Origin of the sequence: Mycoplana sp. MJR14 (assembly GCF_029210525.1) — a bacterium.
Classification (GTDB): domain Bacteria; phylum Pseudomonadota; class Alphaproteobacteria; order Rhizobiales; family Rhizobiaceae; genus Mycoplana.
Genome location: NZ_JARGEO010000004.1, coordinates 285,543 through 312,471 on the forward strand (window position 1 = coordinate 285,543; position 26,929 = coordinate 312,471).

Here is a 26,929-nt window from a genome sequence, read left to right on the forward strand (position 1 = left end):
ACAGCGTGCGCGCTGGAAGAATGCCACTGGAAGTGCATTTCTGGTGGGGATAGTTGGAAGGGTCGGATTTTTCGCCCATGGAGTGACCGGGGCACATTCAAGCTTGCCAGCCCCGATTGTTCTGTGACACGTTTCGCGTGCCACAATTTCTGGAGCATTCCGATGTTTTCGCGCCGCACAGTTCTCGCCGGGCTCTCCGCCCTTGTTCTCATGCCGCTGGCCGGCAACGCCGCCGAACTGCCCGACCTGGGCGGCAAGACGGTGGTGGTCGTCACGGAGAACGCCTATCCGCCGCTGCAGTTCGTCGACCCGAAGACCGGCGAGCAGATCGGCTGGGAATACGACGCGATGAACGAGATCGCCAAGCGGCTGAACTTCAAGGTCGAGTACCAGAACACCAGCTGGGACGCGATGATCCAGGCGGTCTCCGACAACCAGTACCAGATCGGCATGACCGGCATCACCATCAAGGACGATCGCAAGGAGAAGGTCGACTTCTCCGACCCCTACATGCGCTCGCAGCAGTTCATGCTCGTCCGCGGCGACGAGAGCCGCTTCACCGACGCCAAGAGCTTCGGCGCCTTTGCCGACGGGCTGGTCGGCGCGCAGCCGGGCACCTCGCCGTTCTATGCCGCCGTCTACGAGATCCTCGACGGCAACGAGCAGAACCCGCGCATCAAGCTGTTCGAGACCTTCGGGGCGACGGTGCAGGCGCTGAAGGCGGGCGACGTCGATCTCGTGCTGACCGACAGCGTCGCCGCCAAGGGCTATGTCGACGCGTCCGCGGGCACGCTGAAGGTGATCGGCGAGCCGCTCGGCACGGAGGATTTCGGCTTCATCTTCCCCAAGGGGTCGGACCTGGTCGCGCCCGTCAATGCCGCGATCGCCGCGCTGAAGGCGGATGGCACGCTGGACGCTCTGAACAAGAAGTGGTTCCTCGACTACAAGATGGGCCAGTAAGCCCTTCATGGCTGCTGCATCCCGGAATCCGGATACGACGAAGGGCGACTATCCCTGGTGGCTGGTCGCCCTCGTTGCGATCGGTCTTGCGCTCGCCGTCGTGATCGCCGCCAACGAGATCTATGCGCAGGTCTTCGGCGTCATCCTGCAGGGCCTGTGGGTCACGATCTTCGTCACCGTCGTCGCCTTTCTGCTCGCCACCCTCGTCGGGCTCGGGGTGGCGCTGCTCGGTCTCTCCGACCATGCGGCGCTGCGCCAGGTCGCGCGCTTCTATACGGAGGTCATCCGCGGCGTGCCGATCCTGGTGCTGCTGTTCTACATCGCCTTCGTCGGTGCGCCGGCGGTGGTGGCGCTCGCAAATTTCGTGCTCGGCCCCCTAATCGCCGCGGGCTATGCCGAGCCGCTCCTCGTGCGGGACGTCTCCCTGATGTGGCGGGCGATCCTGGCGCTGACGATCGGCTATTCCGCCTTCATCGGCGAAGTGTTCCGCGCCGGCATCCAGTCCGTGGACAAGGGGCAGGTGGAGGCGGCCAAGGCGCTCGGCCTGTCGCGCACCCAGCGTTTCCGCCTCGTCGTGCTGCCGCAGGCGATCCGCGTCATCCTGCCGCCGCTCGGCAACGACTTCGTGGCGATGGTGAAGGACTCCTCGCTCGTCTCGGTGCTCGGCGTTTCCGACATCACCCAGATGGCGAAGATCTATGCCTCCGGCTCGTTCCGCTTCTTCGAGACCTATTCGATCGTCGCCTATGTCTACCTGATCCTGACGGTCGGGCTGTCCCTGGCGCTGCGCGGCCTGGAGCAGCGCTTGCGAAAAGGGGCCGAGCGGTAAGGGCATTGCCCCTTGCTGTTCGAGAGGGTCATGTATCGGCCGCTTCGACAGCCGTTGCCGAGGCCCTCAAAAATTGGTATGTGCAGGCCCATGGAATCCAAGTTCGCATGCATCGGCGCGCGCATCTTCGTACTGCAGGACCACAAGCGCCTGCCGGTCCGTTTCTTTGCGCGTGTATGCGGGGCGCTTACCAGCCGCCTGGCCTGATCCCTGCCGGATCCGCGGCACAGCCGCATTTTGCTTCCATTCCCTTTGCATTCCACGGATGAAGAGCCATGAGCGCACCCCGTACCCTCTATGACAAGATCTGGGACGACCATGTCGTCAACACCCAAGAAGACGGCACCTGTCTTCTCTACATCGACCGTCATCTCGTTCACGAGGTAACGAGTCCGCAGGCCTTCGAGGGCCTGCGCATGGCCGGCCGCAAGGTCCGCCATCCGGAGAAGACGCTCGCCGTCGTCGACCACAACGTGCCGACCTCGCCGGATCGCAAGCACGGCATCAAGAACGAGGAGAGCCGGATCCAGGTCGAGGCGCTGGCGAAGAATGCCGCCGACTTCGGCGTCGAATACTACTCGGAGAACGACGTGCGCCAGGGCATCGTGCACATCGTCGGCCCCGAGCAGGGCTTCACCCTGCCCGGCATGACGATCGTCTGCGGCGACAGCCACACGTCCACGCACGGCGCCTTCGGGGCGCTGGCGCACGGCATCGGCACGTCCGAGGTCGAGCACGTGCTCGCCACCCAGACGCTGATCCAGAAAAAGGCGAAGAACATGCTGGTGCGCGTCGACAACCAGCTGCCGCCGGGCGTCACGGCCAAGGACATCATCCTCGCCATCATCGGCGAGATCGGCACCGCCGGCGGCACCGGCTACGTCATCGAGTTCGCCGGCGAGGCGATCCGCTCGCTGTCGATGGAAGGCCGCATGACGATCTGCAACATGACGATCGAGGGCGGCGCCCGTGCCGGCCTGATCGCGCCCGACGAGACGACCTTCGCCTACGTCAAGGACAAGCCGCGCGCGCCGAAGGGCAAGGCCTGGGACATGGCGCTCGACTACTGGAAGACGCTGCACACCGACGAGGGCGCCCACTACGACCGCGTCGTCGTGCTGGATGCGGCCAACCTGCCGCCGATCGTCTCCTGGGGGTCGTCGCCGGAGGACGTCGTCTCCGTGCAGGGCGTCGTGCCGAACCCCGACGAGATCCAGGACGAAACGAAGCGGGCTTCCAAGCAGCGCGCGCTCGACTACATGGGCCTGAAGCCGGGCACGAAGATCACCGACATCAACATCGACCGCGTCTTCATCGGTTCCTGCACCAACGGTCGCATCGAGGACCTGCGCGCCGTCGCCAAGGTGGTCGAGGGCAAGAAGGTCGCCGCGACCGTCTCGGCGATGATCGTCCCGGGATCGGGTCTCGTGAAGGAGCAGGCGGAGGCCGAAGGTCTCGACCGGATCTTCAAGGAGGCCGGCTTCGACTGGCGCGAGCCCGGCTGTTCGATGTGCCTGGCGATGAACGACGACCGGCTGAAGCCGGGCGAGCGTTGCGCCTCGACGTCGAACCGCAACTTCGAGGGTCGCCAGGGCTTCAAGGGCCGCACGCACCTCGTCTCGCCGGCCATGGCGGCGGCGGCGGCGGTTGCCGGCCACTTCGTCGACATCCGCGAATTCAATTGACGGCCTCGGGCGGGTCGCCTGGCCTGCCTGCCGGTTCTTCATGATGGCGAGGGCCGTCCCGTTCGGGACGGCCCTCCTGCAATTTGGCGGCGGCAACGATCGTATTTCGCGCTTCGGGGCTTTGTCGGTGCACGCATTTGTCGCAAGATCGGCTGCACGCCTTGCGCCACGCGCCGAAAGGAACGGACATGACCCATCGCCGCCTCATGCTGTTGCGCCATGCCAAGTCCGCCTGGCCGGACGGGGTTTCCGACCGGGAGCGGCCGCTGGCGCCACGCGGGCAGAAGGCGGCGCCGCGCATCGGCGAGTATCTCGAAGCCGAAAAGCTCATCCCCGATCTCGTTCTCGTCTCCAGCGCTCGCAGGACGCAGGAGACATGGGCGCTGGTCGCGCCGCACCTGCCGAAGGGCACGGAAGGGCGCGAGATCGACGTGCTCTACGAGGCGCCGGCCAACCGGCTGCTGGAGATCGTGCGGGCCACGGATGCCTCGGTTCGCACCCTGATGCTGATCGGGCACAATCCCGGCCTGCAGCATTTCGCGGCAGCACTCGTCGGCGCCGGGGACGGCAAGACGCTGAAGCGGCTGGAGGAGAAGTTCCCGACGGCAGGGCTGGCGGTGATCGACTTGCCGCTCGACCTCTGGCCCGACCTGCATGCGGGAACCGGGACGCTCGAGCGCTTCGTCACGCCGCGGTCGCTGGAATAGGGGATGGAAAAGCGGCCGGGTGGTTCCCGGCCGCATCGAAGACAGGCGTTCCGTGCTCAGAAATCCGCGGTCTTCGGGTCGGGCCCGATACGGGCGTCCGCGCGGTCCAGGGCGGCGATCGCGGTCAGGTCGTCGTCGTCCAGCTTGAAATCGAACACCTGGAAGTTCTCCTCGATCCGCGACGGCGTCACCGATTTCGGGATGACGACCAGGCCGTTGTCGATGTGCCAGCGGATGATCGTCTGCGCGGCGGTGCGGCCGTGCTTCTTGGCGACGGCGCTGATGGTCGGGTTGTCGAGCAGCGTGCCCTGGCCGAGCGGGCTCCAGGATTCGGTCACGATGCGCCGGGCGGCATGGGCCTTGCGGGCGGCCTTCTGCTGGAAGTCGGGATGGAGCTCGATCTGGTTGATCACCGGCTCCTCGCCGGTCTCGGCAATGATCATTTCGAGATGTTCGGGGTAGAAGTTGGAGACGCCGATCGAGCGTGCCCGGCCCTCCGCCTTCAGGCGGACGAAGGCCTTCCAGGTGTCGACGTAGAGGCCGCGCTGCGGCGCCGGCCAGTGGATCAGGTAGAGGTCGACATAGTCGGTGCCGAGCCGCTTCAGGCTCTCGTCGAAGGCCCTCAGCGTGGAATCGAAGCCTTGCTGGTCGTTCCAGAGCTTGGTGGTCAGGAAGATCTCCTTGCGGTCGACGCCGGACGAGCGAATGCCCTCGCCGACGCCTTCCTCGTTGCCGTAAATGGCTGCGGTGTCGATATGGCGGTAGCCGGCGGCGAGCGCGGTGCGCACGACGGGCGCGGCCACGTCGTCGGGCGTGCGCCAGACGCCGAGGCCGACCTGGGGGATGGTGTTGCCGTCGCTGAGAGGTATGGCGGGCGTCTTGGTCACGAAAGGTCTCCACATATGAATGCGTCAGAATGGTTGCGAGGGGCCGGCATGCCCGGCCCGGCGCGCAGCGCCACAGGGCCGGGCGCGACCGGGTTCATATAGGGTCGCCATCGGCAGATTCCACATCCGCCGGAGCCTGAAAGTTGCCCGGCAGAAAGAGTCTCAAACGACCTTCAGCATTGTTCCGCGTCCGATCAGCGTCAGCAGGCGGCGCATGTCGGCGGGACGGATCGCCACGCATCCCGCCGTCGGCTCGAAACCGGGGCGGATCAGGTGGAAGAAGATGGCCGATCCGCGGTAGCGGCGACGGGAGGTGACGTTCCAGTCGAGGACGAGGCAGGCGTCGTAGAGCCCGTCCTTGCGCCGCATCTCCTCGTGGCTCGCTTTCAGCGGCCGGCGGACGAGGCGGTTGTAGTTCGGATCGCGCGGCTCGTCGCACCAGAGCATGTCCGGGCGGATGCGGCGCATCGGCAGGCGGGTGCGAAGGTCCCGCATCCTGTCGCCGCGAAAGAAGCCGTTGAGCAGCCGCATCGACGCGATCGGGGTGGCGCCGTCGCCCTCGCGTTTCCGGGCGGTGGTGCCGCTCCGCCCGATCGCCGCGGGCATGGACAAAGGGCCGTATCGCAGGATGGCGCGGCTTTTGTTCAGCGGCGCGCGACGGATCACGATTGTGCCGCGATTGTCTGATGCTGTCTTGTTTGCCCGTCTCATGACCGTGCCTGTTTCATGCTCACGCGAATGTGCGTTGCCCGGAAAACCGGGTCCAAGCATATGCTCGCCGGCGGGCATGGGGTTTGCATATATCCTTGACGGACTTGTCAAAAGAGCAATTTCGCATAGGGTCGTTCCAATATTCGAAGGGAAGCATATGACATCGCGAACCATCCTCATTGTCGATGACGACAACGACCTGCGCGAGACGCTGGTCGAGCAGCTTGCGCTCTACGAGGAGTTCACGATCCAGCAGGAGGCGACCGCGGCGAAAGGCATCCAGGCCGCCCGGGCGGGGCAGGTGGACCTGCTCATCATGGATGTCGGCCTGCCGGACATGGACGGACGCGAGGCGGTGAAGCTCCTGCGCAAGGGCGGCTTCAAGGCGCCGATTATCATGCTGACCGGACACGACACCGATTCGGACACGATCCTCGGCCTGGAAGCGGGTGCGAACGACTACGTCACCAAGCCGTTCCGTTTCGCCGTCCTTCTCGCCCGCATCCGCGCGCAGTTGCGCCAGCACGAAAGCAGCGAGGACGCCACCTTTACGGTCGGTCCCTACACGTTCAAGCCCGGCCAGAAGCTCCTGACCATGGAGAACGGCCAGAAGATCCGGCTGACGGAGAAGGAGGCGGCGATCATCCGCTACCTCTATCGGGCGGACCAGAAGGTGGTCACCCGCGACGTGCTCCTGGAAGAGGTCTGGGGCTATAACTCCGGCGTCACCACCCACACGCTCGAGACGCACGTCTACCGGCTGCGCCAGAAGATCGAGCGCGACCCGTCGAACGCGCAGATCCTCGTCACCGAGAACGGCGGCTACAAGATCGTTCCATAGGCCGGTCGCCGGCGCCATCGTGCCGGGATTGCGGGGCCGGGCGCTGGACGCCGCCCGGCCTTGTCGGCTATTCATTCAGGCAACAGACCAGGGCTGCGGCCGCGATCGCCGCGCCCGGCCGCAAGACGGAGGCGCCGCTTGGCTCTCATCGACGACATCAGGCTTTTCGCGCAAGTGCCGCTGTTTGCCGGCCTGGCCGAGGACAAGCTGCGATTGATCGCGTTCGGTGCGGAGAGGCGGAGAATCGTCGAGGGCCAGACGCTCTTTCGTGAGGGGGCTTCGGCCGATTGCGGCTTCGTCGTCGCCTCGGGGAGCTTTCGCCTCACGTCCACGGCGCGCGACGGCTCCGTGCGCGACGAGGGCACTGCCGATGTCGGAACGCTTCTGTCGGAGCTTGCGATGATCTCGGTCATCGAACGGAAGTTCACGGCGACCGCGGTCGAAGACAGCGAGGTCATCCGCATCAACCGCCCGCTGTTCAGAAGGATGCTGGAGGAATATCCGGACGTGGCCGTGATGGTGCAGGGGCGGATCCGCGCCAACCTGGCGGCGATGGTCGACGGGGCCTCGGGGATGGCCGGACGGTTCGCCTGACGGTCCGGCGCGGAAGGCACCGGACTTGCGCAGATAGCCTAAAGATCGAAGGTGGCGATGACCGGGACGTGGTCGGACGGGCGCTCCCATCCGCGCGCCTCGCGCAGCACCGTGATCTCCGACAGGTGCGGATCGAGATCGGCCGACGACCAGATGTGGTCCAGCCGGCGCCCGCGGTCGGCTGCCGCCCAGTCCTGGGCGCGATAGCTCCACCAGGTATAGAGTTTCTGGTCGGCCGGGATCTTGCGGCGCATCAGGTCGACCCAGGCGCCTTTCGTCATGACCTCCGTCAGCCCCTCGACCTCCACCGGCGTGTGGCTGACGATCTTCAGAAGCTGCTTGTGCGACCAGACGTCGTGCTCGAGCGGGGCGATGTTCAGGTCGCCGACGAGGATCGAGGAGATCCCGGTCTCGGCTTCCGCATGCAAGAGCTTCATCTCCTCGATGAAGTCGAGCTTGTGGCCGAACTTCGGGTTGATCGTGCGGTCCGGTTCGTCGCCGCCGGCCGGCACGTAGAAGTTATGCAGCCGGATCGACTTGCCGCCGTGGCGGAAGACGACGGAGACGTGCCGCGCATCGCCGACGCCGCAGTAGTCGCGCCGCTCGACGAGCTCGGTCAGCGGCAGGCGGGAAATCGTCGCGACGCCGTGATAGCCCTTCTGGCCGTGCATGACGATGTACTCGTAGCCGAGCGCCTTCAGCGGCTTGGACGGGAACTGGTCGTTCGGACACTTGGTCTCCTGCAGGCAGAGGATGTCCGGCGCATGGGTCTTCAGGAGATGCTCGACCAGGCCGATCCGCAGGCGGACGGAGTTGATGTTCCAGGTCGCGATGGAAAGGCTCATGCGGTCGGCATCCTCGTTGTGCCCGGCAGGCAGGTCGCGAGGTACTTAGCCGATAAGAGCCGGGACCGGAATCGGTTTTCCGCCGATCCGGCCGAAAATCGGGCCGTCACCCACTACCACGAGGCGCGGCGCGGTCCGGTGGAAGTTCGAGCCGTGCCGGCCGCATCAGCGGCCGTGGATCTCGTTGTAGGGGATGGCGAAGATCTTCGAATCCAGCGGCACGCCGCTCTTGACGTTGAAGATCATCACGGACGTGTCCTTGCCCTGGGCATCCCTGATCGTCCACTGGCGAAGGTCGTAGGTCTTCGGGTCGAACATCATGGTGATGGTCGAGGAGCCGAACATGTTGCGGTCGCCCAGCACGATGGTGATGAGGTCGTCCTCTTCCTTCACGTTGCGGACCATGCGGGTGGAGAGATCGATCTGCTCGCCCAGCAGCAGCTTCAGCGGCGTCTTGGAAAGGGGATAGACGTCCCAGGTCTTCAGCTTGCGGTTGCCGATGACCACCGTGCGGCCGTCGGAAATGACGCGCATCGGCGAGGGATCCTCGTAGTTGAAGCGGATCTTGCCCGGGCGGCTGATGAAGAACTTGCCGCCCGTCTGCTCGCCGCGGGGACCGAACTGCACGAACTCGCCCATCATCGTCTTCACCGACGAGAAGTGATTGGCGATCTTCTGCGCCGTGCCGGAGGCCTGGGCGGCAGCCGGATCCGATGCCAGCAGGGACGGGCCGCCGACGAGGACCAGCGCCAGCAGTCCGGCAAGGTTCCTGCGCGTGATATGGCCGGCCGGGGTGGTGTCGTGAGCGTTCATCTTGGTCTCCTTATGCCGCTCTGAATGTCCGCCAAGTACGGCGTGATCATGGCGCGAGCCGGACGCCTGCGACCGTGACGGCACAGGTAGAGCGACTTGTGTTCCCGTCAACGGCCCGTGATGTCGTCTTCCGTCGGAACCAGGATCTCGCGCTTTCCGGCGTGGTTCGCCGGGCCGATCAGCCCCTCCTGCTCCATCCGTTCGATGAGCGAGGCGGCACGATTGTAGCCGATCCCGAGCCGGCGTTGAATATAGGACGTCGACGCCTTGCCGTCGCGCAGGACCACGGCGACGGCCTGGTCGTAGGGGTCGTCGGAATCGTCGAGGTTGGCGGTGCCGGCCGGGCCTGCGCCGTCCATGTCGTCATCGTCGTCCTGGGTGATCGCGTCGAGATACTGCGGCGCGCCCTGCGCCTTCAGATGGGCGACGACCCCCTCCACCTCGTGGTCGGAGACGAACGGGCCGTGCACGCGCTGGATGCGCCCGCCGCCGGCCATGTAGAGCATGTCGCCCATGCCCAGCAGCTGCTCGGCGCCCTGTTCGCCCAGGATCGTGCGGCTGTCGATCTTGGAGGTGACCTGGAAGGAGATGCGGGTGGGGAAGTTGGCCTTGATCGTGCCGGTGATGACGTCGACCGAGGGACGCTGCGTCGCCATGATGACGTGGATGCCGGCGGCGCGCGCCATCTGCGCCAGGCGCTGGACGGCGCCTTCGATGTCCTTGCCGGCGACCATCATCAGGTCGGCCATCTCGTCGATGATGACGACGATGTAGGGCATCGGCTGGAGATCGAATTCCTCGGTCTCGTACATCGCCTCGCCGGTCTGGCGATCGAAGCCGGTCTGGACGGTGCGCGTGATCTGTTCGCCCTTGGCGAGCGCCTGCTCGACGCGGCTGTTGAAGCCGTCGATGTTGCGCACGCCGATCTTCGACATCTTCTTGTAGCGCTCCTCCATCTCGCGGACGGTCCACTTGAGCGCCACCACCGCCTTCTTCGGATCGGTGACGACGGGGGAAAGGAGATGCGGGATGCCGTCATAGACCGACAGTTCGAGCATCTTCGGGTCGATCATGATCAGGCGGCACTGCTCCGGCTTCAGCCGGTAGAGGATCGACAGGATCATGGTGTTGATCGCCACCGACTTGCCCGAGCCGGTCGTGCCGGCGACCAGCAGGTGCGGCATCTTGGCGATGTCGGTGATCACCGGTTCGCCGCCGATCGTCTTGCCGAGCGCCATGGCGAGCTTGGCCTTGCTGGTCTCGAAGTCGCGGGCGGCGAGCAGTTCGCGCAGGTAGACGGTCTCGCGGCTCTGGTTGGGCAGTTCGATGCCGATCGCGTTGCGGCCAGGCACGACGGCGACGCGGGCCGCAATCGCGCTCATCGAGCGGGCGATGTCGTCGGCAAGGCCGATCACGCGCGAGGACTTGATGCCGGGCGCCGGCTCGAGCTCGTACAGCGTGACGACCGGACCCGGGCGGACGTGGATGATCTCGCCCTTGACGCCGAAGTCCTCCAGCACGCCTTCGAGCATGCGGGCGTTCTGCTCCAGCGCATCGGCGGACAGCGACGCGTCTCGGGCTACGTTGCGGGGCTCGGCCAGCAGGTGCAGCGACGGAAGCTGGAAGCCGCCGGGCGCGGCGAAGGAGGCCTGGGCCTCCCGTTCGACCCGCACGCCGGGCTTCGGCTTGGGAGCGGCGGCGGCGATCCGCGAGCGCAGGCCCGCCGGTGCCGGCGCCTTGCGCGGCGCCCAATCGTCGGCCATGTCGTCGTCCGGCAGGATGCCGGCCGGGCGCGGCACGTCGTCGTCCTCGTCCATCTCCTCGTCGTCGTAGCCGGCCATCGGCGGCGGTGCGACATGGCGGCGGGCACCGCCGTCGAGCGACGGCTCGACGCGCTCCGAAAAGCGCGGCGCGGCCTTGGCACGGGTCGGTTCGTTCAGCGTGCCGAACTCGTCATCGTTGAAATCATAGGGCTGCTCGACCGCGCGCGAACGGGTCTTGCCGCGTCCGGTGAGCCCGAACAGGCGGCGCAGGCGGGCCTGGTTGGTGTACCAGGCATGGGTCAGCGCGCCGGCGACGACCATCAGCGGCCCTTCGGCCTCGTCCTCCTCGTCGGGTTCGCTGACCGTGCGCGTCCGCTCGACGCTGACGGGGGGTGCGATCTCGTCGTCTTCCACCGGATCGTTGCCGATCAGGCCGGCGCTGAAGACGAGCAGCCAGCCGGCCGGGATGGCGACGATCCCGCCGAGGATGCTCGCCAGGATTCCGGTCGGATAGGCGCCGGTGAAGAGTGCTGGAAAGCGCAGGATCATGTCGCCGAAGACGCCGCCGAGGCCGTTCGGCAGGGGCCAGGTGATCGGGGCGGGGATGCAGCTGAGCGCGGCGGAGGCGAGCACGGCGCCGACGAACCAGCAGCCGAGCCGCTTGACGATGCGCGACAGGCGGCGGTTCTTGATCAGCGCCAGCGCCCAGGCGACGACCGGCAGCAGGGCGATCACGCAGGCAAGCCCGAAGAACTGCATGAAGATGTCGGCAAAGGCCGCGCCGGCATAGCCGAGCGCGTTGGTGGGCTCGCTGCCCGATGCATAGGAGAAGCTGGGGTCGGAGACGTTCCAGGTGGAGAGGGCGGCCACGGCGAGCGCCAGCGCCACGAACAGGCCGAAACCCAGGAGCGCCCTGATCTGTCGCCATAGGAAGGCCGACAGAACAAATCGTTCGGGACGATTGTCCAGCATTGCGGTTGTGCTTCTCGCCATGTGTCTTCAGCCTGTCGCGCGATTGGTCCCGGTGCGGTCGTTCCACCGGGCCCGGAGGGCATGGATGATGTACGACCCTAACGGGACAAGCGTTAATGGCGTATTAACCATGGCGCGCAGAGCGGCCCCAATGCCAAAAATGCCGGCCCGGCACACAAAAAGCCCAGACCGCGAGGTCCGGGCTGTCGCCTGCTTGCACAGGCGCGGAGGGAGGATCAGACGGCGCCGGTCCCAACCGGCGCCGGTAGCACGCATCAGACGTGGTAGGCGGCTTCGCCGTGCGAGGACAGGTCGAGACCTTCGCGCTCGGCTTCGGCGGTGACGCGCAAGCCGACGATCGCATCGACGATCTTGTAGAGGATCGCCGAGACGACGCCGCACCAGACGATGGTGATGGCGACGGCCGTCAGCTGGGTCATGAACTGGCTGCCCATGGTGACGCCTTCGGCATAGCCGATGCCGCCGAGGGTGTCGGAGGCGAAGATGCCGGTTGCCAGCGCGCCGAACAGGCCGCCGATGCCGTGCACGCCGAACACGTCAGCGGTATCGTCGTAGCCGAACTTCGCCTTCACGACCGAGATGAAGAAGTAGCAGATCGGCGAGACGACCAGGCCCATGACGATGGCGCCCATCGGACCGGCGATGCCGGCGGCCGGGGTGATGGCAACGAGGCCGGCGATCATGCCGGATGCCGCACCGAGCATCGAGGCCTTGCCGCGGGTGAAGGTTTCGACCAGCGACCAGGAGACGATGGCTGCGGCCGTTGCGATGAAGGTGTTCACGGTTGCGAGCATCGCGCCGCCGGAGGCTTCGAGGTTGGAGCCGGCGTTGAAGCCGAACCAGCCGACCCACAGCATGGCCGCACCGACGAGGGTGAGGGTCATGGAGTGCGGGGCCATCATGTCCTTGCCGTAGCCGATGCGCTTGCCGACCATGACCGCGCCGACCAGACCGGCCACGCCGGCGTTGATGTGCACGACGGTACCGCCGGCGAAGTCCAGCGCGCCCATGCCGAACAGAAGACCGTTGGCGTCCCAGACCATGTGGGCGATCGGGAAGTAGACGAAGGTCGCCCAGAGCACGCAGAACAGCACCGCGGCGGAGAACTTGATGCGCTCGGCGAAGGCGCCGACGATCAGGGCCGGGGTGAGCGCTGCGAAGGTCATCTGGAACATCACGAAGATGAATTCCGGGATGACGACGCCGTCAGAGAAGGTCGCAGCGGTCGATTCCATCGTCACGCCGGAGAGGAACAGCTTGGCGGTGCCGCCGAAATAGGGGCTGGTGGAGCCGCCGAAGGCGAAGGAGTAGCCGTAGATGACCCAGACGAGCATCATGACGGCGCCGATGATCGTGCACTGCATCAGCACCGACAGCATGTTCTTGGCGCGGACCAGGCCGCCGTAGAACAGGCCGAGGCCGGGCATCAGCATGAACAGCACCAAAAGGGTGCTGATGAACATGAAGGCGGTGTCGCCCTTGTCCGGAACGGGGGCGGCAGCGGCGGCCTCGGCAGCGGCCGGTGCGGTTTCCTGCGCGAAGGCGACGACCGGCGCGAGAACGGCCGCAGCAGCGGCGCCAACGCGGCCAAGGATGGAGTTGAGAGTATGCGATGACATTGATATTGCTCCTGATCTGCCGGTTCTTACAGCGCTTCGGAATCGGTTTCGCCGGTGCGGATGCGGACGGCGTGGTCAATCGAGTAGACGAAGATCTTTCCGTCGCCGATCTGGCCGGTCTTGGCGGCGGATGCGATGGCCTCGACGGCCTTCTCGACGGTCTCGCTCGGGACGGCGATCTCGATCTTCAGTTTCGGAAGGAAGCTAACGGCATACTCGGTACCGCGGTAGATTTCCGTGTGTCCCTTCTGGCGCCCGTATCCCTTCACTTCGGTCACGGTGAGGCCCTGGATACCCACTGCGGTGAGGGCTTCGCGTACCTCATCGAGCTTGAACGGCTTGATTATTGCCATCACGATTTTCATCTGGATTCCCATCCCTTGTGTTCACCCACGGCCGAGGCCGTTTCTCCTTGCTGCCGCGGGCATCATGCCGCGGCTGCCAAGCCTACACATTCAAGGGGCGTGCCAGATTCGACGCACTTCGTAACGTATTGTTAAATAATGATTTTGTCGTCGATGAGCGACGGACGTCAAAAAAGCGCCAATCAGTGAGCGCAAATAATAGGCAATTTTGAAAAAATGCCTTAAATTTGTTCAGTTGCCTTTTTGCGGATCAGCCCTTCCTGGGCAGCCGAGGCCACGAGCAGGCCCTGGCGCGTGAAGAGGCTGCCGCGGGTCATGCCGCGGGCGCCGGAAGCCGAGGGGCTGTCCTGGGCAAACAGCAGCCAGTCGTCGAGCCGGCAGGGCCGGTGGAACCACATGGCATGGTCGAGGCTCGCCACCTGCAGCGACCGGTCGAAGACGGAGGTGCCGTGCGCGAAGAGGGCGGTGTCGAGCAGGGTCAGGTCGGAGAGATAGCCGAGCACGGCGGCCTGGAGGTGGCGATCGTCCGGCACCGGGCCGGTGGCGCGCATCCATACGTTGCGCCCGGTCATGCTGCCGGCAGGGCCGGGGCGGCCGGCAAGCTCGACCGGGCGGAGCTCGATCGGCCGCGGGCGTTCCCAGTATTCGCGAATGGCCTTGGGCGCGCTGGCGAGGAACCGCGCGCGCTCCTCGCCGTCCTGCAGCACCTGCTCCGGCGGCAGGACGTCCGGCATGGGCACGGCATGGTCGAACCCGGGCTCGTCGCCCTGGAAGGACGCCGTCATGAAGTAGATCGGCTTGCCGTGCTGGATGGCGATCACGCGCCGCGTGGTGAAGCCGGCGCCGTCGCGAATGCGGTCGACATCGTAGATGATCGGCACGGCCGGATCGCCCGGCCGGATGAAATAGGCGTGAAGGGAGTGGACGAAGCGGTCCTCCGCCACCGTGCGGCTGGCGGCGACCAGCGCCTGGCCGATCACCTGGCCGCCGAACACCCGCTGCCAGCCCACCTGCGGGCTGCCTCCGCGAAACAGGTTTTCCTCCAGCGTCTCGAGGTCGAGCGTCGACAGGAGTTCCTGCATGGGGGAGCCGCGCTCTTCCGGACGTGACATTTGGACCTTCTCCTGCTGTAGGCTCCCGGTGTAGGAAACTCCGTCTGCGTCATCTATATAGGATGAAAGGACGGCTCAAGGGCACGGAGACCAGCGATGATCGACATTCTTGTGGCAGGCGGCGGATATGTCGGGCTGTCGCTGGCCGTGGCGCTGAAGAAGGCCGCTCCACATCTGCAGATTGAACTCGTCGATCCGGCCCCGGCCGATGCCTGGAGGCGCGACGAGCGCGCCTCCGCGCTGGTGGCCGCCGCCCGCAACCTCCTCGACGTCCTCGGCGTCTGGAACGAGATCGAGCCGGAGGCGGAACCGATCCGCCGCATGGTGATCACCGATTCGCGCACGGCCGATCCGGTGCGCCCCGTCTTCCTGACCTTCGAGGGCGCGGGCGAGGCCGACGACGGCGCGCCTTTCGCCCACATGGTGCCGAACCGCGCCGTCACGGGAAGCCTGGTAGCGGCGGCAGAGCCGCTCGGCCTGCCCATTCGGTGGGCAACCTCCGTGGTGGATTTTTCCACCGACGTGCATGCGAGCACGATCCGCCTGTCGAATGGCGAAACGCTTCAGGCCCGCCTGCTCGTCGCCTGCGACGGTGTCCGCTCGAAGCTGCGCGACCTTGCCGGCATCAAGACCGTCCGCTTCGACTACGGGCAGTCGGGAATCGTGACGACCGTCGAGCACGAGCGGCCGCACGAGGGGACGGCGGAGGAGCATTTCCTGCCGGCCGGCCCCTTCGCGACCCTGCCGATGAAGGGCAATCGATCCTCGCTCGTCTGGACGGAGCGGACCGAGGACGCCAACCGCCTGATCGAAAGCGACGACCTGGTGTTCGAGGAGGAACTGGAGCGCCGCTTCGGTCACAAGCTCGGCGCCTTGCGGGTGGTGGGCGGCCGCAGGGCCTTTCCGCTGGGGCTGACGCTCGCGCGATCCTTCGTCGCTCCCCGCTTCGCCCTTGCCGGCGACGCGGCCCACGGCATCCACCCGATTTCCGGCCAGGGCCTGAACCTCGGCTTCAAGGACGTGGCGGCACTGGCCGAAACCGTGATCGAGGCGGACCGGCTGGGCCTCGACATCGGCCTTATCTCGGTGCTCGAGCGCTACGAGACGTGGCGGCGCTTCGATACGTTCCGCATGGGGGTCACGACGGACGTGCTCAACCGGCTGTTCTCGAACGACCTGACACCGCTGCGCGTCGCGCGCGACCTCGGGCTCGGGATCGTCGACCGGCTGCCGGGGCTGAAGTCGTTCTTCATCCGCCAGGCCGAGGGTCTCGCCGGCCGCGACCAGCCGCGCATGCTCGTCGGCGAAGCGATCTGAGCCGGGCGACCGAACGGGCGTTTCTCAGTCCTTCAGTTCGCGCGCTTCGGAGACGAGCATGATCGGAATGCCGTCGCGGACCGGGTAGGCGAGCTTCGCCCGCTCGGAGACGAGCTCGCCGGTTTCCGCATTCCAGGTCAGCCGGCCCTTCGTCAGCGGGCAGACGAGAAGTTCCAGGAGCTTGGTATCGACGCTGTTGGTCTTGTTTTCCATCGGCGGACCTATTGCAGGCGCGTGTCGACGTCGCCGAAATTGCGCGCCAGCACGATCTCGGTGATCGCGATCAGCGTTTCGGCACGCGTCTTCAGGTCCGGGGCCTCGAGGAGGGCCTGCTTTTCCGCCGGTCCGTAGGGCGACATCATCGACATGGAGTTGACGAGGGTGGTGTTGCTGGCCCGCTCGACGCTTTCCCAGTCGGCCTCCAGCTTGTTGGCGTCGAGATAGGCGCGGAAGGCCGACAGAAGGGCCTCCCGATCGACCCCGCGCTCGTCGTCGGTGCCGGAGAGGTCGCTGATGAAGGGCGCGATCTTGAACGAGCGGTAGGCCTTGCCGGTGCGGACCTCGCTGATGAGGCGATAGCGGCAGACGCCGGTGAGCGAGGTGATGTATCGGCCATCGCCGGTCTCGGCGAAGGAGGTGACGCGGCCGAGGCAGCCGACCTGGCAGAGCGCGGGCGCCTCCGCGGCAGGGTCCGAGACGATGTGATCGCCGAACACCGGCTGAACCATGCCGATCAGCCGGCTGCCGGCGAGAACGTCGTCGAACATCGACAGATATCGCGGCTCGAAGATGTTGAGGGGCAACTGTCCGCCCGGCAGAAGCAGGGCGCCCGTCAGCGGAAAGACCGGAATCGTCCCCGGCAGGTCTTCCGGCTTCAGATAGCGCGCATTCCCGACATGCATTGCATCGCCTTCCCGTCGCATTCGGCATAGCCCGCCGCTGAAGGCGGCAGGCAGCGTCAAGACCCTTGAAATGGGGTCCGGAGCGGATTTCTCAAGATGCGCGGCGGGCAACCGTCAGGAAAACAGGATCGACGACAGCTTCCGCCTGGCGGCGATCGTGGCCGGGTCCTTCGGTCCCCAGACCTCGAAGAACTGCAGCAGTTCGCGCCTTGCGACGTCGTCCTCGAAGCTCCGGTCGCGCTTCATGATCGAAAGCAGATGGTCGGCCGCCGCCTCGCGATTGCCCTCGACATTGCGGATCTTGGCGAGCTTCAGCCGCGCCGCGTGGTCGTCCGGGTCTGCCGCCAACGCCTGTTCGAGCGCCTGCGGGTCGCCGAGCTTGCGGGCCTCCTCGATCTGTTCCAGCTGCTTCTGCACGGCGGCGACGGCTGGATCCTTGGCGACCGCTTCGGGCGCCGAGGCCAGGATCTGGCGGGTATTGTCCAGTTGGCCGGCCGCGATCATGCACTGGGCCATGCCGGCGAAGGCTGCGGCATTCTCCGGATCGGCCTGCAGGATCGCGCCGAAGAGATCGGCGGCCCCGCCGATGTCGTGCTGGGAAAGCAGGGTCTTCGCCTCGTCGAGGATCGCCTCGATCTCGGCCTTCTGGTCGGCATCCGCAGGGCCGGCGATCTTGTCGATGAAGGCGCGGACCTGGCTCTCCGGCAGCGCCCCCATGAAGCCGTCCGCCGGCCGGCCGCCGACGAAGGCGATGACGGCGGGAATCGACTGGATGCCGAGCTGGCCGGCGATGGAGGGGTGGTCGTCGATGTTCATCTTGACGAGCTTCACCCGGCCGCCGGCCTCCTTGACCACCTTCTCGATGATCGGGGTCAGCTGCTTGCAGGGGCCGCACCAGGGCGCCCAGAAGTCGACGAGGACCGGCTGCTGGCGCGAGGCCTCGATGACGTCCTGGGCGAAGGTCGCCGTCGTCGTATCCTTGACGAGATCGGCCGCAGGCGCGGCGCCATAGTTGACTGCGCCGCTCATCTGGCCGCCAAACGACGTCGCATAGGGATTGTCACTCATCTTCCTGCTCCTGCGGACCGTCGCCCGACTTCGTTCAATGCCGCCTGAAGATCGTATGTCAGGAGGTCACTTTCAAGACAAGCGGTTCGTGGCCGGTCGCCGCGATGAAGCGCAGCAGATCGGCTGCGGCGATCGACGTGGTGGCGTCGTTCCGCAGCGGATGGGCGTTGATGACGTCGCAGTGCATCAGGTCCGCGTCCAGGATCAGCTTCACCTTGAGGCCGGTGTCGTTGATCACGCCGAAGGCGGTGACCGAACCGGGAACGACGCCGAGATACTCCATCAGCTTCTCGGGCTTGCCGAACGAGACGCGGCTCGCCGCGCCGATGACCGAATGAACGGTCTTGAGGTCGACGGTGGCGTTCTCCTCCACCGTGAGGAGGAAGTAGTTGTCCTTCTTGTCCTTCAGGAACAGGTTCTTCGTGTGCCCGCCGGGGATTTCGTCGCGCAGCGCCACCGATTCGGCGACGGTGAAGACCGGCGCATGGGTCTTCGTCGTATGGGCGATGCCGAGGCTGTCGAGGAAAGCGAAAAGATCGCCGTCGGTCTTCGGCTGCTGCCTGTCGGAGGTCATGTCCATGTCGGTCCTCAATCGTCGCTGTCGTTACGGCCCGCCCGGTCCGGCCGCCCTGATATGCCGCTGCCGCGTTCCATAATGCCTTCCCGGTCGCCAGGCAACGGCAATGGCGGGCCGCGGCCCGGGCGCTTGCCGGGGCCGGCACCATCGGTCTGAAAATTTCTCGAACATGGCGTCATTTCCCTGTTGCATTTGAAAATCGCTTGGGCCATATAGCGCCCGTCGCCGCAACGCAGCGACCTTCGGCCACCGACTACCCCAGGCCGTCGACGATGAGCGGGTGTAGCTCAGGGGTAGAGCACAACCTTGCCAAGGTTGGGGTCGGGCGTTCGAATCGCCTCACCCGCTCCATTCTTTCAAGCCCTTCGAAGCCTCGGTTCGCCGGGGCTTTTGTGTTTTCTGGCGCGGTTGAAATCGCCAGCCGCCAAGGGTCGTTGGAAGGTCGCGGTTACCCGGGGTTACAGAATTGCGTAACCGATGAGACATGAAGCGCGGCCTTGTTAAGGCGTACGCAAACTTCCTCTAGTATCGGGCGATACGCTGGCTTCGAATTGGCGTGGGGGGACGGAATCGAACCGCCCTGCGGTCTCCCGGCTTGGACTTATGGGCTCGTTCCCGCTTCTTGTTGATGGCGTGTCTGCTCGCTACCCAGGCCCCACAGAACCGCGAGAGCATTCATACCAGTTTTGAGCATTGCCTTCATGTAAGCCTCCGTCAGCCAGTCAAGGTTGAAAACCCAGTCTATGCAGAGCCAGAAAGCGAATAGACACGCCCCAACATCTCCGATGGTGAAACCCAAGGTCACTAACGCCGAACCTTGAAATCATTGGAGATAGATAGGAATACTGGTCCAGTTTTGCAACCGCCGCATTGACGCTTCGCGACTACGCCGCCCTGCCCTCACTCCGTAAGCTGGGGAATTGGAGGGTGTCGCATTTTCCAGTTAGGACCGTAACTTACAACTCAGGTTGGCGCCTAACCTGTCACTGCGCGCAGACCAGGAAAATAGGTAGATATCGGCGTTTCTACCGCATCAGCGTTGTCGAGTGCTCTGCGTATCTGGGAGGAAATTTCCGTTTGGTATGTAGCGATCTTAGGGACAAGTGTAAATATATCAGTGGTGTCGATTACTATTGTTCTCATCTGATTTATGTCGAACGGAATTGGATCAGACTTCCGAATTATTTGAACTATAGGGAGTCTCATCATGTGTCGTATTGCTAGTTCGTAAAATACATTTGGATTATGATAGGATAGATCAACGATAACCAAACGTGATTTCACAATGTATTCTATTATTTGCTTTGTAATGACGCCGGGCTTATCGATTCCGTCAGCTCGCACTACGGATAGACCGAATGATTGCAGTGCAGGCTCAATAAATGAGCCGAGAAACAAGTCAGAATGCTTTCGCTGTTCGCTATCTGGCAATCCAATTGGAGTAATGTAAAAACATGTTGATTCGAAATGGGCGTGCTCAGCCGTGACGATAGCACTTTGTTGTCCAATGACTGACTGGGGGCGCACCGAAGGACCGGAGGCGGGAAGCTGATCAAGCGCGTGATCCTTCGAAACAATCCGCTCCGCCCCAGACAGCGTGATTAGCAAGCCGACAAATCGCAAGTTAACAATAAATGTATCAATCGCCTCCTCGGCAGCATCCCTAGATGAACCAAACTCCATAGCGGCGTCTATGAGTGCTGCCCTAGCGGGTAACGCTTTTCCTACAAATCTTTCATGGAGTTTGGCGAAGACCTCGATGTCCTCAATGGCGAGCTTGATTCTCGCGCGGGCTTGATCGCGTACCGGAATCTGAGGATCGACTGCGCGTACGCCATCCGAAGTCAGTTCGATAATATCTGATTGGTAGCCTCCTTTGAGCAGTCCATAGCGACCTGCGTTAACGATAAGCTGGCGACTTGAACCACTTTCAGGTGCTTTGCTGATATGGTCAAAAAATGAAAGGCGCCTGACAGGTTCGCCGCTTCCAAATTCAAATATTTGTCTTGCGAAATCGACCGGCTCCTCAAAAGGCGATGCTGGAAAATTGCGCACAATACGCTTCCTTCGAGCGACTTCCTGCTTAACCCGCTCGTTTACCTCTTTGATTTTTTCCCCTGTGGTATCAATCTCGGTAGTTGACTTTGCTGATTTACGTACATGTGCCATGCACAGCCCCCCCCTGCAGCAACGTGCCTAACATACTTGAACCGAGGCTACGGAAGTTCCCTCGGGCAATAGGCAGAATCGAGCCCAGCCTAATTGTATGCTGTTGTTACTTCTTGGTGCTGTCAATCTATGAGTGCCGCCAGTAGCTTGCTGGCGCGGACTAGTTGATCCTCGTTCATCCGCGATAACTGTGTTTGAATCTTCGCAAGCTGGCGCGTCCGAGCGTTATCGCTCGTCACCACCAAGCCGACGCCGAAGAATACGGCCCCGGGCACATTAAGCACCTCGGATAGCTTCTCGACAGTTGTGAAGGAAGGAGCTGCGATTCCTCGTTCGATCTTGCTGATCATCTCAGAGGACAGGTCTACCATCGCAGCGAGTTGATCCTGCGTGAGATGCTTCGCCTTTCGCTGATGGCGCAGATTTGTTTCAAAAGTGGTTGCAAGCGACTGCACCTCCGAGCGCCATCGGATGGCGGAGTGGACGGCGGCAAGCTGGCCTGCTTGCAGCATCCGCGCGTCACCGCCACGTTGACCCAGAACTGTTCGATATCCTGGTGCATGCCGCTTCCGCGCCTGACCGTCATCGTCTGGCACGATAGAGGGCAGCGGCGCCATTCCCGGCGCGCGCTACCAAAACGGCACCTATCGGCACGTAAATCTTTCCACTGCCGGCGGCCCGCCATGCGTTCGTGGTGGTCTCAAAATTTGTAATGATTCCTCAAATATCGTTGACATTTCAATATAAAGTCGCGTTATAAAGATAACAACAATCTCTGGAGATCTTGATGCTGGCCATTCTCGCCGACGATCTCACGGGCGCGCTGGACAGTGCAGCGCCTTTCGCCGCGCGGGGCCTGCACGTGGAGGTGGCCCTGGCGGCCGCGGCCGTCGGTGCGGCAGCCGGAGCGGCGCCGGATGTCCTTGCGATCAACCTCGGCACGCGCGAATTGGCGCCATCTGCGGCGCAGCGTGAGGTGAGGGCGGCACTTCACGCGCTTCCGGCCGGAACCCGTCTCTTCAAGAAGGTCGATTCGCGCCTCAAGGGGCATATCGCGGCCGAGCTCGATGCCATGTCCTATCGGTCGTCGCTGGTGGCGCCGGCGATTGCCGACTTCGGGCGGATCGTGAGGGAGGGGTGCGTACAGGGCTTCGGCGTGGACGAACCCATTTCCGTTGCCGAGAAGCTCGGGCCGCATGCGGCGCGCGCGACGATCCCGGACATCGCCAGCCAGGGCGAGATGCGCCTCTGGCTCGAGCGGGCCGACGCGTCGGGGGTCGACCTGCTGGTTGGCGCGCGGGGGTTGGCGGAGGCGCTCGCCGAACAGATGAGCGGAGAGGCGCCGGCGCTGGTGGCCGACATTCCGGCTGGGCCCGCGCTCTTCGTGGTCGGTTCGCGCGATCCGATCACCCTTGCGCAGATCGAGGCGCTGCGCCGCGACGGCGACGTCCGCTACCTGCCGGCGCCGAACGGCCGTCTTGCCGATGTCCCGGCCGACCGCTGCGGGCTGACGCTGGTCCAGGCGGTCCCGGGTGCTGTGGCCGCCACGGCCGAAGAGGTGTCGCAGGCGCTTGCCGACAGCGTCTGCCTCGATCTTGCCGGCGCGGCATCGACGCTTCTGCTTTCCGGCGGCGCCACGGCGGAGGCGGTGCTGCGGAAAATGGGGATCATCCGGTTTCGGCTGCTCGGCGAATGCCTGCCCGGACTGGGCTTGGCGCATGCCGACGGGCATTGCATTATCGCCAAGTCGGGAGGATTTGGGCAGCCGGACACATTGAGGCAGATCGCGGGCCGGCTGCGCGGCAGGACAGGATAGGAAATGGGACTGGAGAACGGAACAGCGCGCAGGAGCCTTGGCGATCTCGTCTTCGAACGCATGCACCGGGCCATCAAGTCCGGCGCCTACAAGCCGGACGAGCGGCTGCCGACCGAGCATGACCTGGCAATCGAGTTCGAGGTGTCGCGGCCGATCATCCGCGAGGCCCTGCGGCGACTGCGCGAGCAGGGATTCATCTATTCGCGGCGCGGTGCCGGCAGTTTCGTTCGCGCCGTCGGCATGCGCGAGCCGCTCGGCTTCGGGCAGCTCGAAAACGTCGCCGACCTTCTCAACTGCTACGAATTCCGCCTGACGGTCGAGCCGGCTGCGGCGGCGGCGGCGGCGGAGCGCCACGACGCGGTGACGCTGGCCGCCATCCGCCAGGCGCTGGAGCTGATGCGGGACGCCACCAACCGCCAATCGCACCGCGAGGATGCCGACTTCCAGTTCCATCTGGCGATCGCCCGCGCTGCGCAGAACAGCTATTTCTTCACGGCCATGGAAGCGCTGAAGGATCACATCGCCGTCGGCATGCGGTTCCACGGCGCCTCGGTGAAGCGCGAGAGCACCGGGCTCAGCCGGGTGTTCGGCGAGCACGAGGCGATTGCCGAAGCGATTGCCGCGCGCGACGCGGCGAAGGCGCGGCAACTCATGCACGACCATCTCACCGGGTCGCGCGAACGGCTGTTCCAGGCCACGAAATAGTGCGCAAGGCCCCGGCCGAACCGGGGCCTTGATGTCGCAGTGCGGTGGCGCCCGGATCGTTTCCACGGTCCGGGCGCCAAACCGTTTTGGACGGCAGTGCGGATTGTCCTAGAAGGCCGCCCGGTAGATGCCCAGCACGTCCTCGACGCTCATGTCGATGGGATTGTTGTCCATCAGGCGGCGATTGGCGTGGGCCTCGCCGGCATAGACGGGCAGGTCGTCCGGGGTTGCGCCATGGGCGGCGAGCGCCATTTCGATGCCGAGGTCGCGGCAGAAGCCATGGGCTTTGGCAAGCAGGTCCTGGGGGGCGAGGTTCTCGCCGAGGCCGAGGGCTTCGGCCACCTCCGCCGTCTTTTCAGCCGCGACCTTCTGGTTGAAGGCGAGCACGTGCGGGAAGATGATCGCGTTTGCCAAGCCATGCGGGAGGCGAAGCCGGGTGCCGAGCGGGTAGGCAATCGCGTGTCCCGCGGCGGTGTTGACCGGGCCGAGGCAGATGCCGCCATAGTAGGAGGCGAGCATCATCCCCTCGCGGGCTTCCGTGTCGGCGCCGTCGCGCACGGCGCGGGCGAGATACGTTCCGACGAGCCGGAATCCCATGCGGGCAAAGCCGTCGATCATCGGGTGCGCACGGCGGTTGGTGAAGGCCTCGACGCAATGCGCCATGGCGTCGACGCCCGTGGCCGCGGTGACGGCCGGCGGCACGGAATAGGTCAGCTCCGGATCGAGCACGGCGAAGTCGGCGATCATGTGCGGGCTTTCGACCGCGATCTTGTTGCCCTTGCCGGGATCGATGACGAGCGAGCGAATGCCGGCCTCGGAGCCGGTGCCGGCGGTGGTGGCGACCTGGGCGAGGCGCGTGCGGCGCCCTGCCACCCGGTTCGGGCCGGCAACATCTGCGAGCGTCTGTTCGCTGTCCCAGAGGACGGCGACGAGCTTGGCGACGTCGAGGACCGAGCCGCCGCCGAGGCCGACGACGAGATCGGGCCGGCACCGGCGCGCGATCTCGAGCGCGGCCTCCAGTGTCGCGGTGTCGGGTTCGCCGGGAATGGCGTCGAAGACGCTGACGCGGCCGGACAGCTTCAGGCGATCGACGAAGCCGGCCGTGACGGGGGTGGCGATGACGAGCACGGAGGCGGCGTCTGCCGCCCAGGCGCCGACCTCGCCGATCGTGCCGGCGCCGACGGCCAGCCGGCGGGGCTGGTGGAGCGTGATGGGGGCGATGGTCATGGCGTCATCCTCGCTTGGCGGCGCCCGACACCAGCTTGCGGGCGTAGGCGATGGCGGAATTCATGTTGCCGTGATCGGCGATACCCTTGCCGGCGATGTCGAAGGCCGTGCCGTGATCGACGGAGGTGCGGTCGATCGGCAGATCCACGGAGACGTTGACGGCGGTGTCGAAGGCGACCAGCTTGACGGGGATGTGCCCCTGGTCGTGATACTGGGCGACGACGAGGTCGAAGGCGCCCGAATAGGCGCGGTAGAAGACCGTATCGGCGGAGATCGGGCCGTAGGCGTCGATGCCCTCGGCGCGGGCCGCCTCGACCGCGGGCGCGATCTGGTCGTCGTCCTCGGTGCCGAAGAGGCCGTTTTCGCCGCAATGCGGATTGATGCCGGCCACGGCGATCTTCGGCGCGGCGTAGCCGATGCGCTTCAGGTGGGCGTTCCCGGCCCGGATGGTGGCGAGGACCCGCTCCGTCGTCGAGCGGCGGATCGCCTCCTGCAGGGACACGTGGGTCGAGACGTGGATCACCTTGAGGCGATCGGAGGCGAGCAGCATATAGGCGGCCCTGGAGCCGGTGAGGCTGCGCAGCATGCCGGTATGGCCGTCATAGTGATGGCCGGCGAGGTTCAGCGCCTCCTTGTTGATCGGTGCGGTGACGATGCAGCCGATGGTGCCGGCTTCGGCATCGCGCACCGCCTTCTCGATGAAGCGGAAGGCGGCGTCGCCGGCGACGGGGCTGAGCTGGCCGAAGGCGAGCGGCGCGCCCTCGATCGGCAGGTCCACGACATGGGGCGCAAGGTCGATCTCGATGCCGAGGGCTTCGCGCGCCGCCTCGAGCGTGGCGAGATTGCCGTAGATGCGGATCGTCGCGCGGTCTTCCGGCGTCATGCCGGCAAGCGCCTTGACGGAGATCTCCGGGCCGACGCCGCACGGGTCGCCCATGGTGATGCCGATGATATTGCTCATGATGGTCTCCAGGTGTCGGCCCGCTCCCAGCCGGGTGCCAGGCGGACATATTTGATGGCTCGGCGGTGATAGGTGTAGGCGAGGTGCAGCGTGCCGTCGGCTTCCGCCAGCAGCCAGGGATAGGACATTTCCTTGTTCCGGCCGTCGGTCGAATCGTTGGACAGGCAGGTACCCGGCCCGTCCTCGACCAGCAGCCGGACGGGGAAGGTGTTGCCGCCATCCTCCGACAGGCAGAGCGCCACCGGCGCGCGCGGCACGCCCCAGACGGGAACGCAGCCGCCGGCGGGGTCCGCATCGGGGCGCCCGTCGTCCTCGCCGAGCTCGTCATAGAGCGAGGCGCGGCGGTCGGCCGACCGGTCCGCGTTCACGGGATTGCAGATCATCGCGACGCGACCGTCGCTGAGACGGATCGCGGCGATCGAGGAATTGTTGTTCGGGACATCGGTTGCTTCTGGGGTCGACCAGGACCGGCCGCCGTCGCGGCTTTCCGTCCGGTAGACGAAGTCCGCCTGGCGCCGGCGGAAGAAGGCGGCAAGGCGTCCGTCCTCCAGCGCGACCGGCGACATGTGCACGCAGCCCAATGACCGGGCGAGATCCTCCAGCCGCCAGGTCCTGCCCTCGTCCAGGGAAATGCCGACGGCGGCGGTGTCGTGGCTGCCGTTCCATTTCTGGCCGGGGCGCTGGACGCAGCGGAAGATCGGCAGAAGCCACGCCCCGTCGGCGCGCACCACGAGCGGCGCACGCACGAAGCAGCCGAGCGGCAGATCCAGATAGCGTCCCTCTTCGGCCGTCAGCGCCAGCGGATCCGCCGGATCGCGCCGGACTTCGGCCATGCGGATCCGGCATTGGTCCTGGTTGCCGGACGGCTGCGCGGTGTGGAAGAGCCAGAGCCGGCCGTCCGGCGCGGTGAACAGAACCGGGTTCTGCTCCGAATGCGCGGAATCGAAGCTGAGCCGCTGCGGCAGGCCCCAGGCGGAAGCGCCTTTTTCCAGCACGGATGCGAAGATCGAGATGTCCGACTTGCCTTCCAGCGTGCCGCCGAACCAGGCGCAGGCGAGCGCACCGTCGGCCAGAAGATGAAGGAAGGCGGCATGGTTCTGGATCATGGGCGAGGGCAACAGCGCTTCGGTGCGTCCGGGCGACGCGTCCTGAAGCAGGCCATCCATGTGGCGGGCGACTTCGTTGGGGTCCATTCTCTCCTCCTGCTGCCGTTGAAGATCGCCAAAATTACAAAGTTGTCAAGTTTAAGAATGTTATGAATGGCGACGAACGCTGAATTTGAGGCACTTAAATTATTGAATTTAATGCATATATTTTTTGCATCGTCGCCGAATAGGAATTACATTCCGAAATAATTTGACAAACTTGAGGGAAAGGAGGATGGTCAGGCTGAGCCGGCAGAGAGGAATGCCGGGCAGGAGGATCCATCCATGCCGCAAGCCGGCGCCCCCCCAGACGTCAAC

The 26,929-nt window shown here is 65.0% G+C and carries 26 protein-coding genes and 1 tRNA gene; 10 read left to right on the plus strand and 17 right to left on the minus strand.

Annotation, left to right across the window (positions count from 1 at the left end; genetic code table 11):
• Window positions 1–162 precede the first annotated feature (162 nt).
• The 4 genes from P0086_RS11900 to P0086_RS11915 all read left to right on the plus strand — a co-directional run bounded on the left by P0086_RS11900 (window position 163) and on the right by P0086_RS11915 (window position 4,181).
• Window positions 163–960 carry a transporter substrate-binding domain-containing protein gene (locus P0086_RS11900; protein ID WP_112595633.1) on the plus strand — a complete coding sequence of 266 codons (798 nt, stop codon included), beginning with the start codon at window positions 163–165 and terminating at the stop codon, window positions 958–960.
• 7 nt (window positions 961–967) lie between these two features.
• Entirely contained in the window at window positions 968–1,789 is an 822-nt protein-coding gene (locus P0086_RS11905) for an amino acid ABC transporter permease (protein WP_112606461.1), read from the plus strand.
• 275 nt (window positions 1,790–2,064) lie between these two features.
• Entirely contained in the window at window positions 2,065–3,474 is a 1,410-nt protein-coding gene (gene leuC / locus P0086_RS11910; RefSeq protein WP_275785656.1) for a 3-isopropylmalate dehydratase large subunit, read from the plus strand.
• A gap of 188 nt (window positions 3,475–3,662) precedes the next feature.
• Window positions 3,663–4,181 carry a histidine phosphatase family protein gene (locus P0086_RS11915; RefSeq protein ID WP_275785659.1) on the plus strand — a complete coding sequence of 173 codons (519 nt, stop codon included), beginning with the start codon at window positions 3,663–3,665 and terminating at the stop codon, window positions 4,179–4,181.
• Window positions 4,182–4,237: 56 nt separating this feature from the next.
• On the opposite strand, the gene P0086_RS11920 is transcribed toward P0086_RS11915, so the two are convergent.
• A complete protein-coding gene (locus P0086_RS11920) occupies window positions 4,238–5,068 on the minus strand; it encodes an aldo/keto reductase (RefSeq protein WP_275785662.1) in 831 nt (276 codons plus the stop codon).
• Window positions 5,069–5,230: 162 nt separating this feature from the next.
• Window positions 5,231–5,779, minus strand: a complete 549-nt coding sequence (locus tag P0086_RS11925) for a L,D-transpeptidase family protein (RefSeq protein WP_275785664.1) — start codon at window positions 5,777–5,779, stop codon at window positions 5,231–5,233.
• A 157-nt stretch (window positions 5,780–5,936) separates the two neighbouring features.
• Here P0086_RS11925 and P0086_RS11930 point away from each other — a divergent pair, with 157 nt between their 5' ends.
• Complete coding sequence (locus P0086_RS11930; RefSeq protein WP_112595619.1) at window positions 5,937–6,620, plus strand: response regulator transcription factor; 684 nt, start codon at window positions 5,937–5,939, stop codon at window positions 6,618–6,620.
• Between the two features lie 138 nt (window positions 6,621–6,758).
• Window positions 6,759–7,214, plus strand: coding sequence for a Crp/Fnr family transcriptional regulator (locus tag P0086_RS11935; protein ID WP_112595617.1), 456 nt, complete (start codon window positions 6,759–6,761; stop codon window positions 7,212–7,214).
• A gap of 38 nt (window positions 7,215–7,252) precedes the next feature.
• Here P0086_RS11935 and P0086_RS11940 read toward each other — a convergent pair whose 3' ends face one another.
• From P0086_RS11940 to P0086_RS11965, 6 genes are all read right to left on the minus strand, one after another.
• Complete coding sequence (locus tag P0086_RS11940) at window positions 7,253–8,059, minus strand: exodeoxyribonuclease III (protein ID WP_275785669.1); 807 nt, start codon at window positions 8,057–8,059, stop codon at window positions 7,253–7,255.
• A 165-nt stretch (window positions 8,060–8,224) separates the two neighbouring features.
• Window positions 8,225–8,872, minus strand: coding sequence for an outer membrane lipoprotein carrier protein LolA (locus tag P0086_RS11945; protein WP_112595613.1), 648 nt, complete (start codon window positions 8,870–8,872; stop codon window positions 8,225–8,227).
• Between the two features lie 107 nt (window positions 8,873–8,979).
• Window positions 8,980–11,628: a DNA translocase FtsK gene (locus P0086_RS11950; RefSeq protein WP_275785673.1), complete on the minus strand. Its 2,649-nt coding sequence runs from the start codon at window positions 11,626–11,628 to the stop codon at window positions 8,980–8,982.
• 254 nt (window positions 11,629–11,882) lie between these two features.
• Entirely contained in the window at window positions 11,883–13,247 is a 1,365-nt protein-coding gene (locus P0086_RS11955; protein WP_112606476.1) for an ammonium transporter, read from the minus strand.
• A 26-nt stretch (window positions 13,248–13,273) separates the two neighbouring features.
• Complete coding sequence (locus P0086_RS11960) at window positions 13,274–13,612, minus strand: P-II family nitrogen regulator (protein ID WP_112595818.1); 339 nt, start codon at window positions 13,610–13,612, stop codon at window positions 13,274–13,276.
• Between the two features lie 221 nt (window positions 13,613–13,833).
• Window positions 13,834–14,724, minus strand: a complete 891-nt coding sequence (locus P0086_RS11965) for an acyl-CoA thioesterase II (protein WP_275785678.1) — start codon at window positions 14,722–14,724, stop codon at window positions 13,834–13,836.
• A gap of 96 nt (window positions 14,725–14,820) precedes the next feature.
• Here P0086_RS11965 and P0086_RS11970 point away from each other — a divergent pair, with 96 nt between their 5' ends.
• Window positions 14,821–16,041 carry a ubiquinone biosynthesis hydroxylase gene (locus P0086_RS11970; protein WP_275785681.1) on the plus strand — a complete coding sequence of 407 codons (1,221 nt, stop codon included), beginning with the start codon at window positions 14,821–14,823 and terminating at the stop codon, window positions 16,039–16,041.
• A 24-nt stretch (window positions 16,042–16,065) separates the two neighbouring features.
• Here the strand turns inward: P0086_RS11970 and P0086_RS11975 are convergent, their stop codons facing one another.
• The 4 genes from P0086_RS11975 to P0086_RS11990 all read right to left on the minus strand — a co-directional run bounded on the left by P0086_RS11975 (window position 16,066) and on the right by P0086_RS11990 (window position 18,591).
• Window positions 16,066–16,254 (minus strand): Trm112 family protein, encoded by a 189-nt coding sequence (locus P0086_RS11975; protein WP_112595602.1) that lies wholly within the window; start codon window positions 16,252–16,254, stop codon window positions 16,066–16,068.
• Between the two features lie 8 nt (window positions 16,255–16,262).
• Complete coding sequence (locus P0086_RS11980; RefSeq protein WP_112595600.1) at window positions 16,263–16,943, minus strand: LON peptidase substrate-binding domain-containing protein; 681 nt, start codon at window positions 16,941–16,943, stop codon at window positions 16,263–16,265.
• Window positions 16,944–17,057: 114 nt separating this feature from the next.
• A complete protein-coding gene (trxA, locus tag P0086_RS11985; protein ID WP_275785686.1) occupies window positions 17,058–18,011 on the minus strand; it encodes a thioredoxin in 954 nt (317 codons plus the stop codon).
• 58 nt (window positions 18,012–18,069) lie between these two features.
• Window positions 18,070–18,591 (minus strand): prolyl-tRNA synthetase associated domain-containing protein, encoded by a 522-nt coding sequence (locus P0086_RS11990; protein ID WP_148150177.1) that lies wholly within the window; start codon window positions 18,589–18,591, stop codon window positions 18,070–18,072.
• Between the two features lie 273 nt (window positions 18,592–18,864).
• Here P0086_RS11990 and P0086_RS11995 point away from each other — a divergent pair.
• Window positions 18,865–18,939: transfer RNA gene (locus P0086_RS11995), tRNA-Gly, on the plus strand.
• Between the two features lie 624 nt (window positions 18,940–19,563).
• On the opposite strand, the gene P0086_RS12000 is transcribed toward P0086_RS11995, so the two are convergent.
• Together P0086_RS12000 and P0086_RS12005 are read right to left on the minus strand one after the other, a co-directional pair.
• The gene (locus tag P0086_RS12000) at window positions 19,564–20,757 is read right to left on the minus strand and encodes a hypothetical protein (protein ID WP_275785691.1); all 1,194 of its coding nucleotides are present in this window, start codon (window positions 20,755–20,757) and stop codon (window positions 19,564–19,566) included.
• A 122-nt stretch (window positions 20,758–20,879) separates the two neighbouring features.
• On the minus strand, window positions 20,880–21,269 hold the full coding sequence (locus P0086_RS12005) for a helix-turn-helix transcriptional regulator (protein WP_275785693.1): 390 nt from the start codon (window positions 21,267–21,269) through the stop codon (window positions 20,880–20,882).
• A gap of 275 nt (window positions 21,270–21,544) precedes the next feature.
• Between P0086_RS12005 and P0086_RS12010 the strand changes: the two genes are divergently transcribed.
• A complete protein-coding gene (locus tag P0086_RS12010; protein WP_275785695.1) occupies window positions 21,545–22,573 on the plus strand; it encodes a four-carbon acid sugar kinase family protein in 1,029 nt (342 codons plus the stop codon).
• Window positions 22,574–22,576: 3 nt separating this feature from the next.
• The gene (locus tag P0086_RS12015) at window positions 22,577–23,278 is read left to right on the plus strand and encodes a FadR/GntR family transcriptional regulator (protein WP_112613937.1); all 702 of its coding nucleotides are present in this window, start codon (window positions 22,577–22,579) and stop codon (window positions 23,276–23,278) included.
• Window positions 23,279–23,386: 108 nt separating this feature from the next.
• On the opposite strand, the gene P0086_RS12020 is transcribed toward P0086_RS12015, so the two are convergent.
• Genes P0086_RS12020 through P0086_RS12030 form a run of 3 tightly spaced genes read right to left on the minus strand, consistent with a single transcriptional unit; the run spans window position 23,387 to window position 26,659 of the window.
• Window positions 23,387–24,505, minus strand: a complete 1,119-nt coding sequence (locus P0086_RS12020) for an iron-containing alcohol dehydrogenase (RefSeq protein WP_112595588.1) — start codon at window positions 24,503–24,505, stop codon at window positions 23,387–23,389.
• Between the two features lie 4 nt (window positions 24,506–24,509).
• Complete coding sequence (gene pdxA, locus P0086_RS12025; RefSeq protein WP_112595586.1) at window positions 24,510–25,466, minus strand: 4-hydroxythreonine-4-phosphate dehydrogenase PdxA; 957 nt, start codon at window positions 25,464–25,466, stop codon at window positions 24,510–24,512.
• Entirely contained in the window at window positions 25,463–26,659 is a 1,197-nt protein-coding gene (locus P0086_RS12030; protein WP_275785701.1) for an exo-alpha-sialidase, read from the minus strand. Before P0086_RS12030 ends, pdxA begins: the two co-directional genes overlap by 4 nt.
• Window positions 26,660–26,929: the final 270 nt, after the last annotated feature.

Coding starts and splice junctions, on each gene's coding strand:
- P0086_RS11900 (WP_112595633.1), top strand. CDS start 163: ATGTTTTCGCGCCGCACAGTTCTCGCCGGGCTCTCCGCCCTTGTTCTC.
- P0086_RS11905 (WP_112606461.1), top strand. CDS start 968: ATGGCTGCTGCATCCCGGAATCCGGATACGACGAAGGGCGACTATCCC.
- leuC (WP_275785656.1), top strand. CDS start 2,065: ATGAGCGCACCCCGTACCCTCTATGACAAGATCTGGGACGACCATGTC.
- P0086_RS11915 (WP_275785659.1), top strand. CDS start 3,663: ATGACCCATCGCCGCCTCATGCTGTTGCGCCATGCCAAGTCCGCCTGG.
- P0086_RS11925 (WP_275785664.1), bottom strand. CDS start 5,779: ATGAGACGGGCAAACAAGACAGCATCAGACAATCGCGGCACAATCGTG.
- P0086_RS11930 (WP_112595619.1), top strand. CDS start 5,937: ATGACATCGCGAACCATCCTCATTGTCGATGACGACAACGACCTGCGC.
- P0086_RS11940 (WP_275785669.1), bottom strand. CDS start 8,059: ATGAGCCTTTCCATCGCGACCTGGAACATCAACTCCGTCCGCCTGCGG.
- P0086_RS11945 (WP_112595613.1), bottom strand. CDS start 8,872: ATGAACGCTCACGACACCACCCCGGCCGGCCATATCACGCGCAGGAAC.
- P0086_RS11950 (WP_275785673.1), bottom strand. CDS start 11,628: ATGGCGAGAAGCACAACCGCAATGCTGGACAATCGTCCCGAACGATTT.
- P0086_RS11955 (WP_112606476.1), bottom strand. CDS start 13,247: ATGTCATCGCATACTCTCAACTCCATCCTTGGCCGCGTTGGCGCCGCT.
- P0086_RS11960 (WP_112595818.1), bottom strand. CDS start 13,612: ATGAAAATCGTGATGGCAATAATCAAGCCGTTCAAGCTCGATGAGGTA.
- P0086_RS11965 (WP_275785678.1), bottom strand. CDS start 14,724: ATGTCACGTCCGGAAGAGCGCGGCTCCCCCATGCAGGAACTCCTGTCG.
- P0086_RS11970 (WP_275785681.1), top strand. CDS start 14,821: ATGATCGACATTCTTGTGGCAGGCGGCGGATATGTCGGGCTGTCGCTG.
- P0086_RS11975 (WP_112595602.1), bottom strand. CDS start 16,254: ATGGAAAACAAGACCAACAGCGTCGATACCAAGCTCCTGGAACTTCTC.
- P0086_RS11980 (WP_112595600.1), bottom strand. CDS start 16,943: ATGCATGTCGGGAATGCGCGCTATCTGAAGCCGGAAGACCTGCCGGGG.
- trxA (WP_275785686.1), bottom strand. CDS start 18,011: ATGAGTGACAATCCCTATGCGACGTCGTTTGGCGGCCAGATGAGCGGC.
- P0086_RS11990 (WP_148150177.1), bottom strand. CDS start 18,591: ATGGACATGACCTCCGACAGGCAGCAGCCGAAGACCGACGGCGATCTT.
- P0086_RS12000 (WP_275785691.1), bottom strand. CDS start 20,757: ATGGCACATGTACGTAAATCAGCAAAGTCAACTACCGAGATTGATACC.
- P0086_RS12005 (WP_275785693.1), bottom strand. CDS start 21,269: ATGCTGCAAGCAGGCCAGCTTGCCGCCGTCCACTCCGCCATCCGATGG.
- P0086_RS12010 (WP_275785695.1), top strand. CDS start 21,545: ATGCTGGCCATTCTCGCCGACGATCTCACGGGCGCGCTGGACAGTGCA.
- P0086_RS12015 (WP_112613937.1), top strand. CDS start 22,577: ATGGGACTGGAGAACGGAACAGCGCGCAGGAGCCTTGGCGATCTCGTC.
- P0086_RS12020 (WP_112595588.1), bottom strand. CDS start 24,505: ATGACCATCGCCCCCATCACGCTCCACCAGCCCCGCCGGCTGGCCGTC.
- pdxA (WP_112595586.1), bottom strand. CDS start 25,466: ATGAGCAATATCATCGGCATCACCATGGGCGACCCGTGCGGCGTCGGC.
- P0086_RS12030 (WP_275785701.1), bottom strand. CDS start 26,659: ATGGACCCCAACGAAGTCGCCCGCCACATGGATGGCCTGCTTCAGGAC.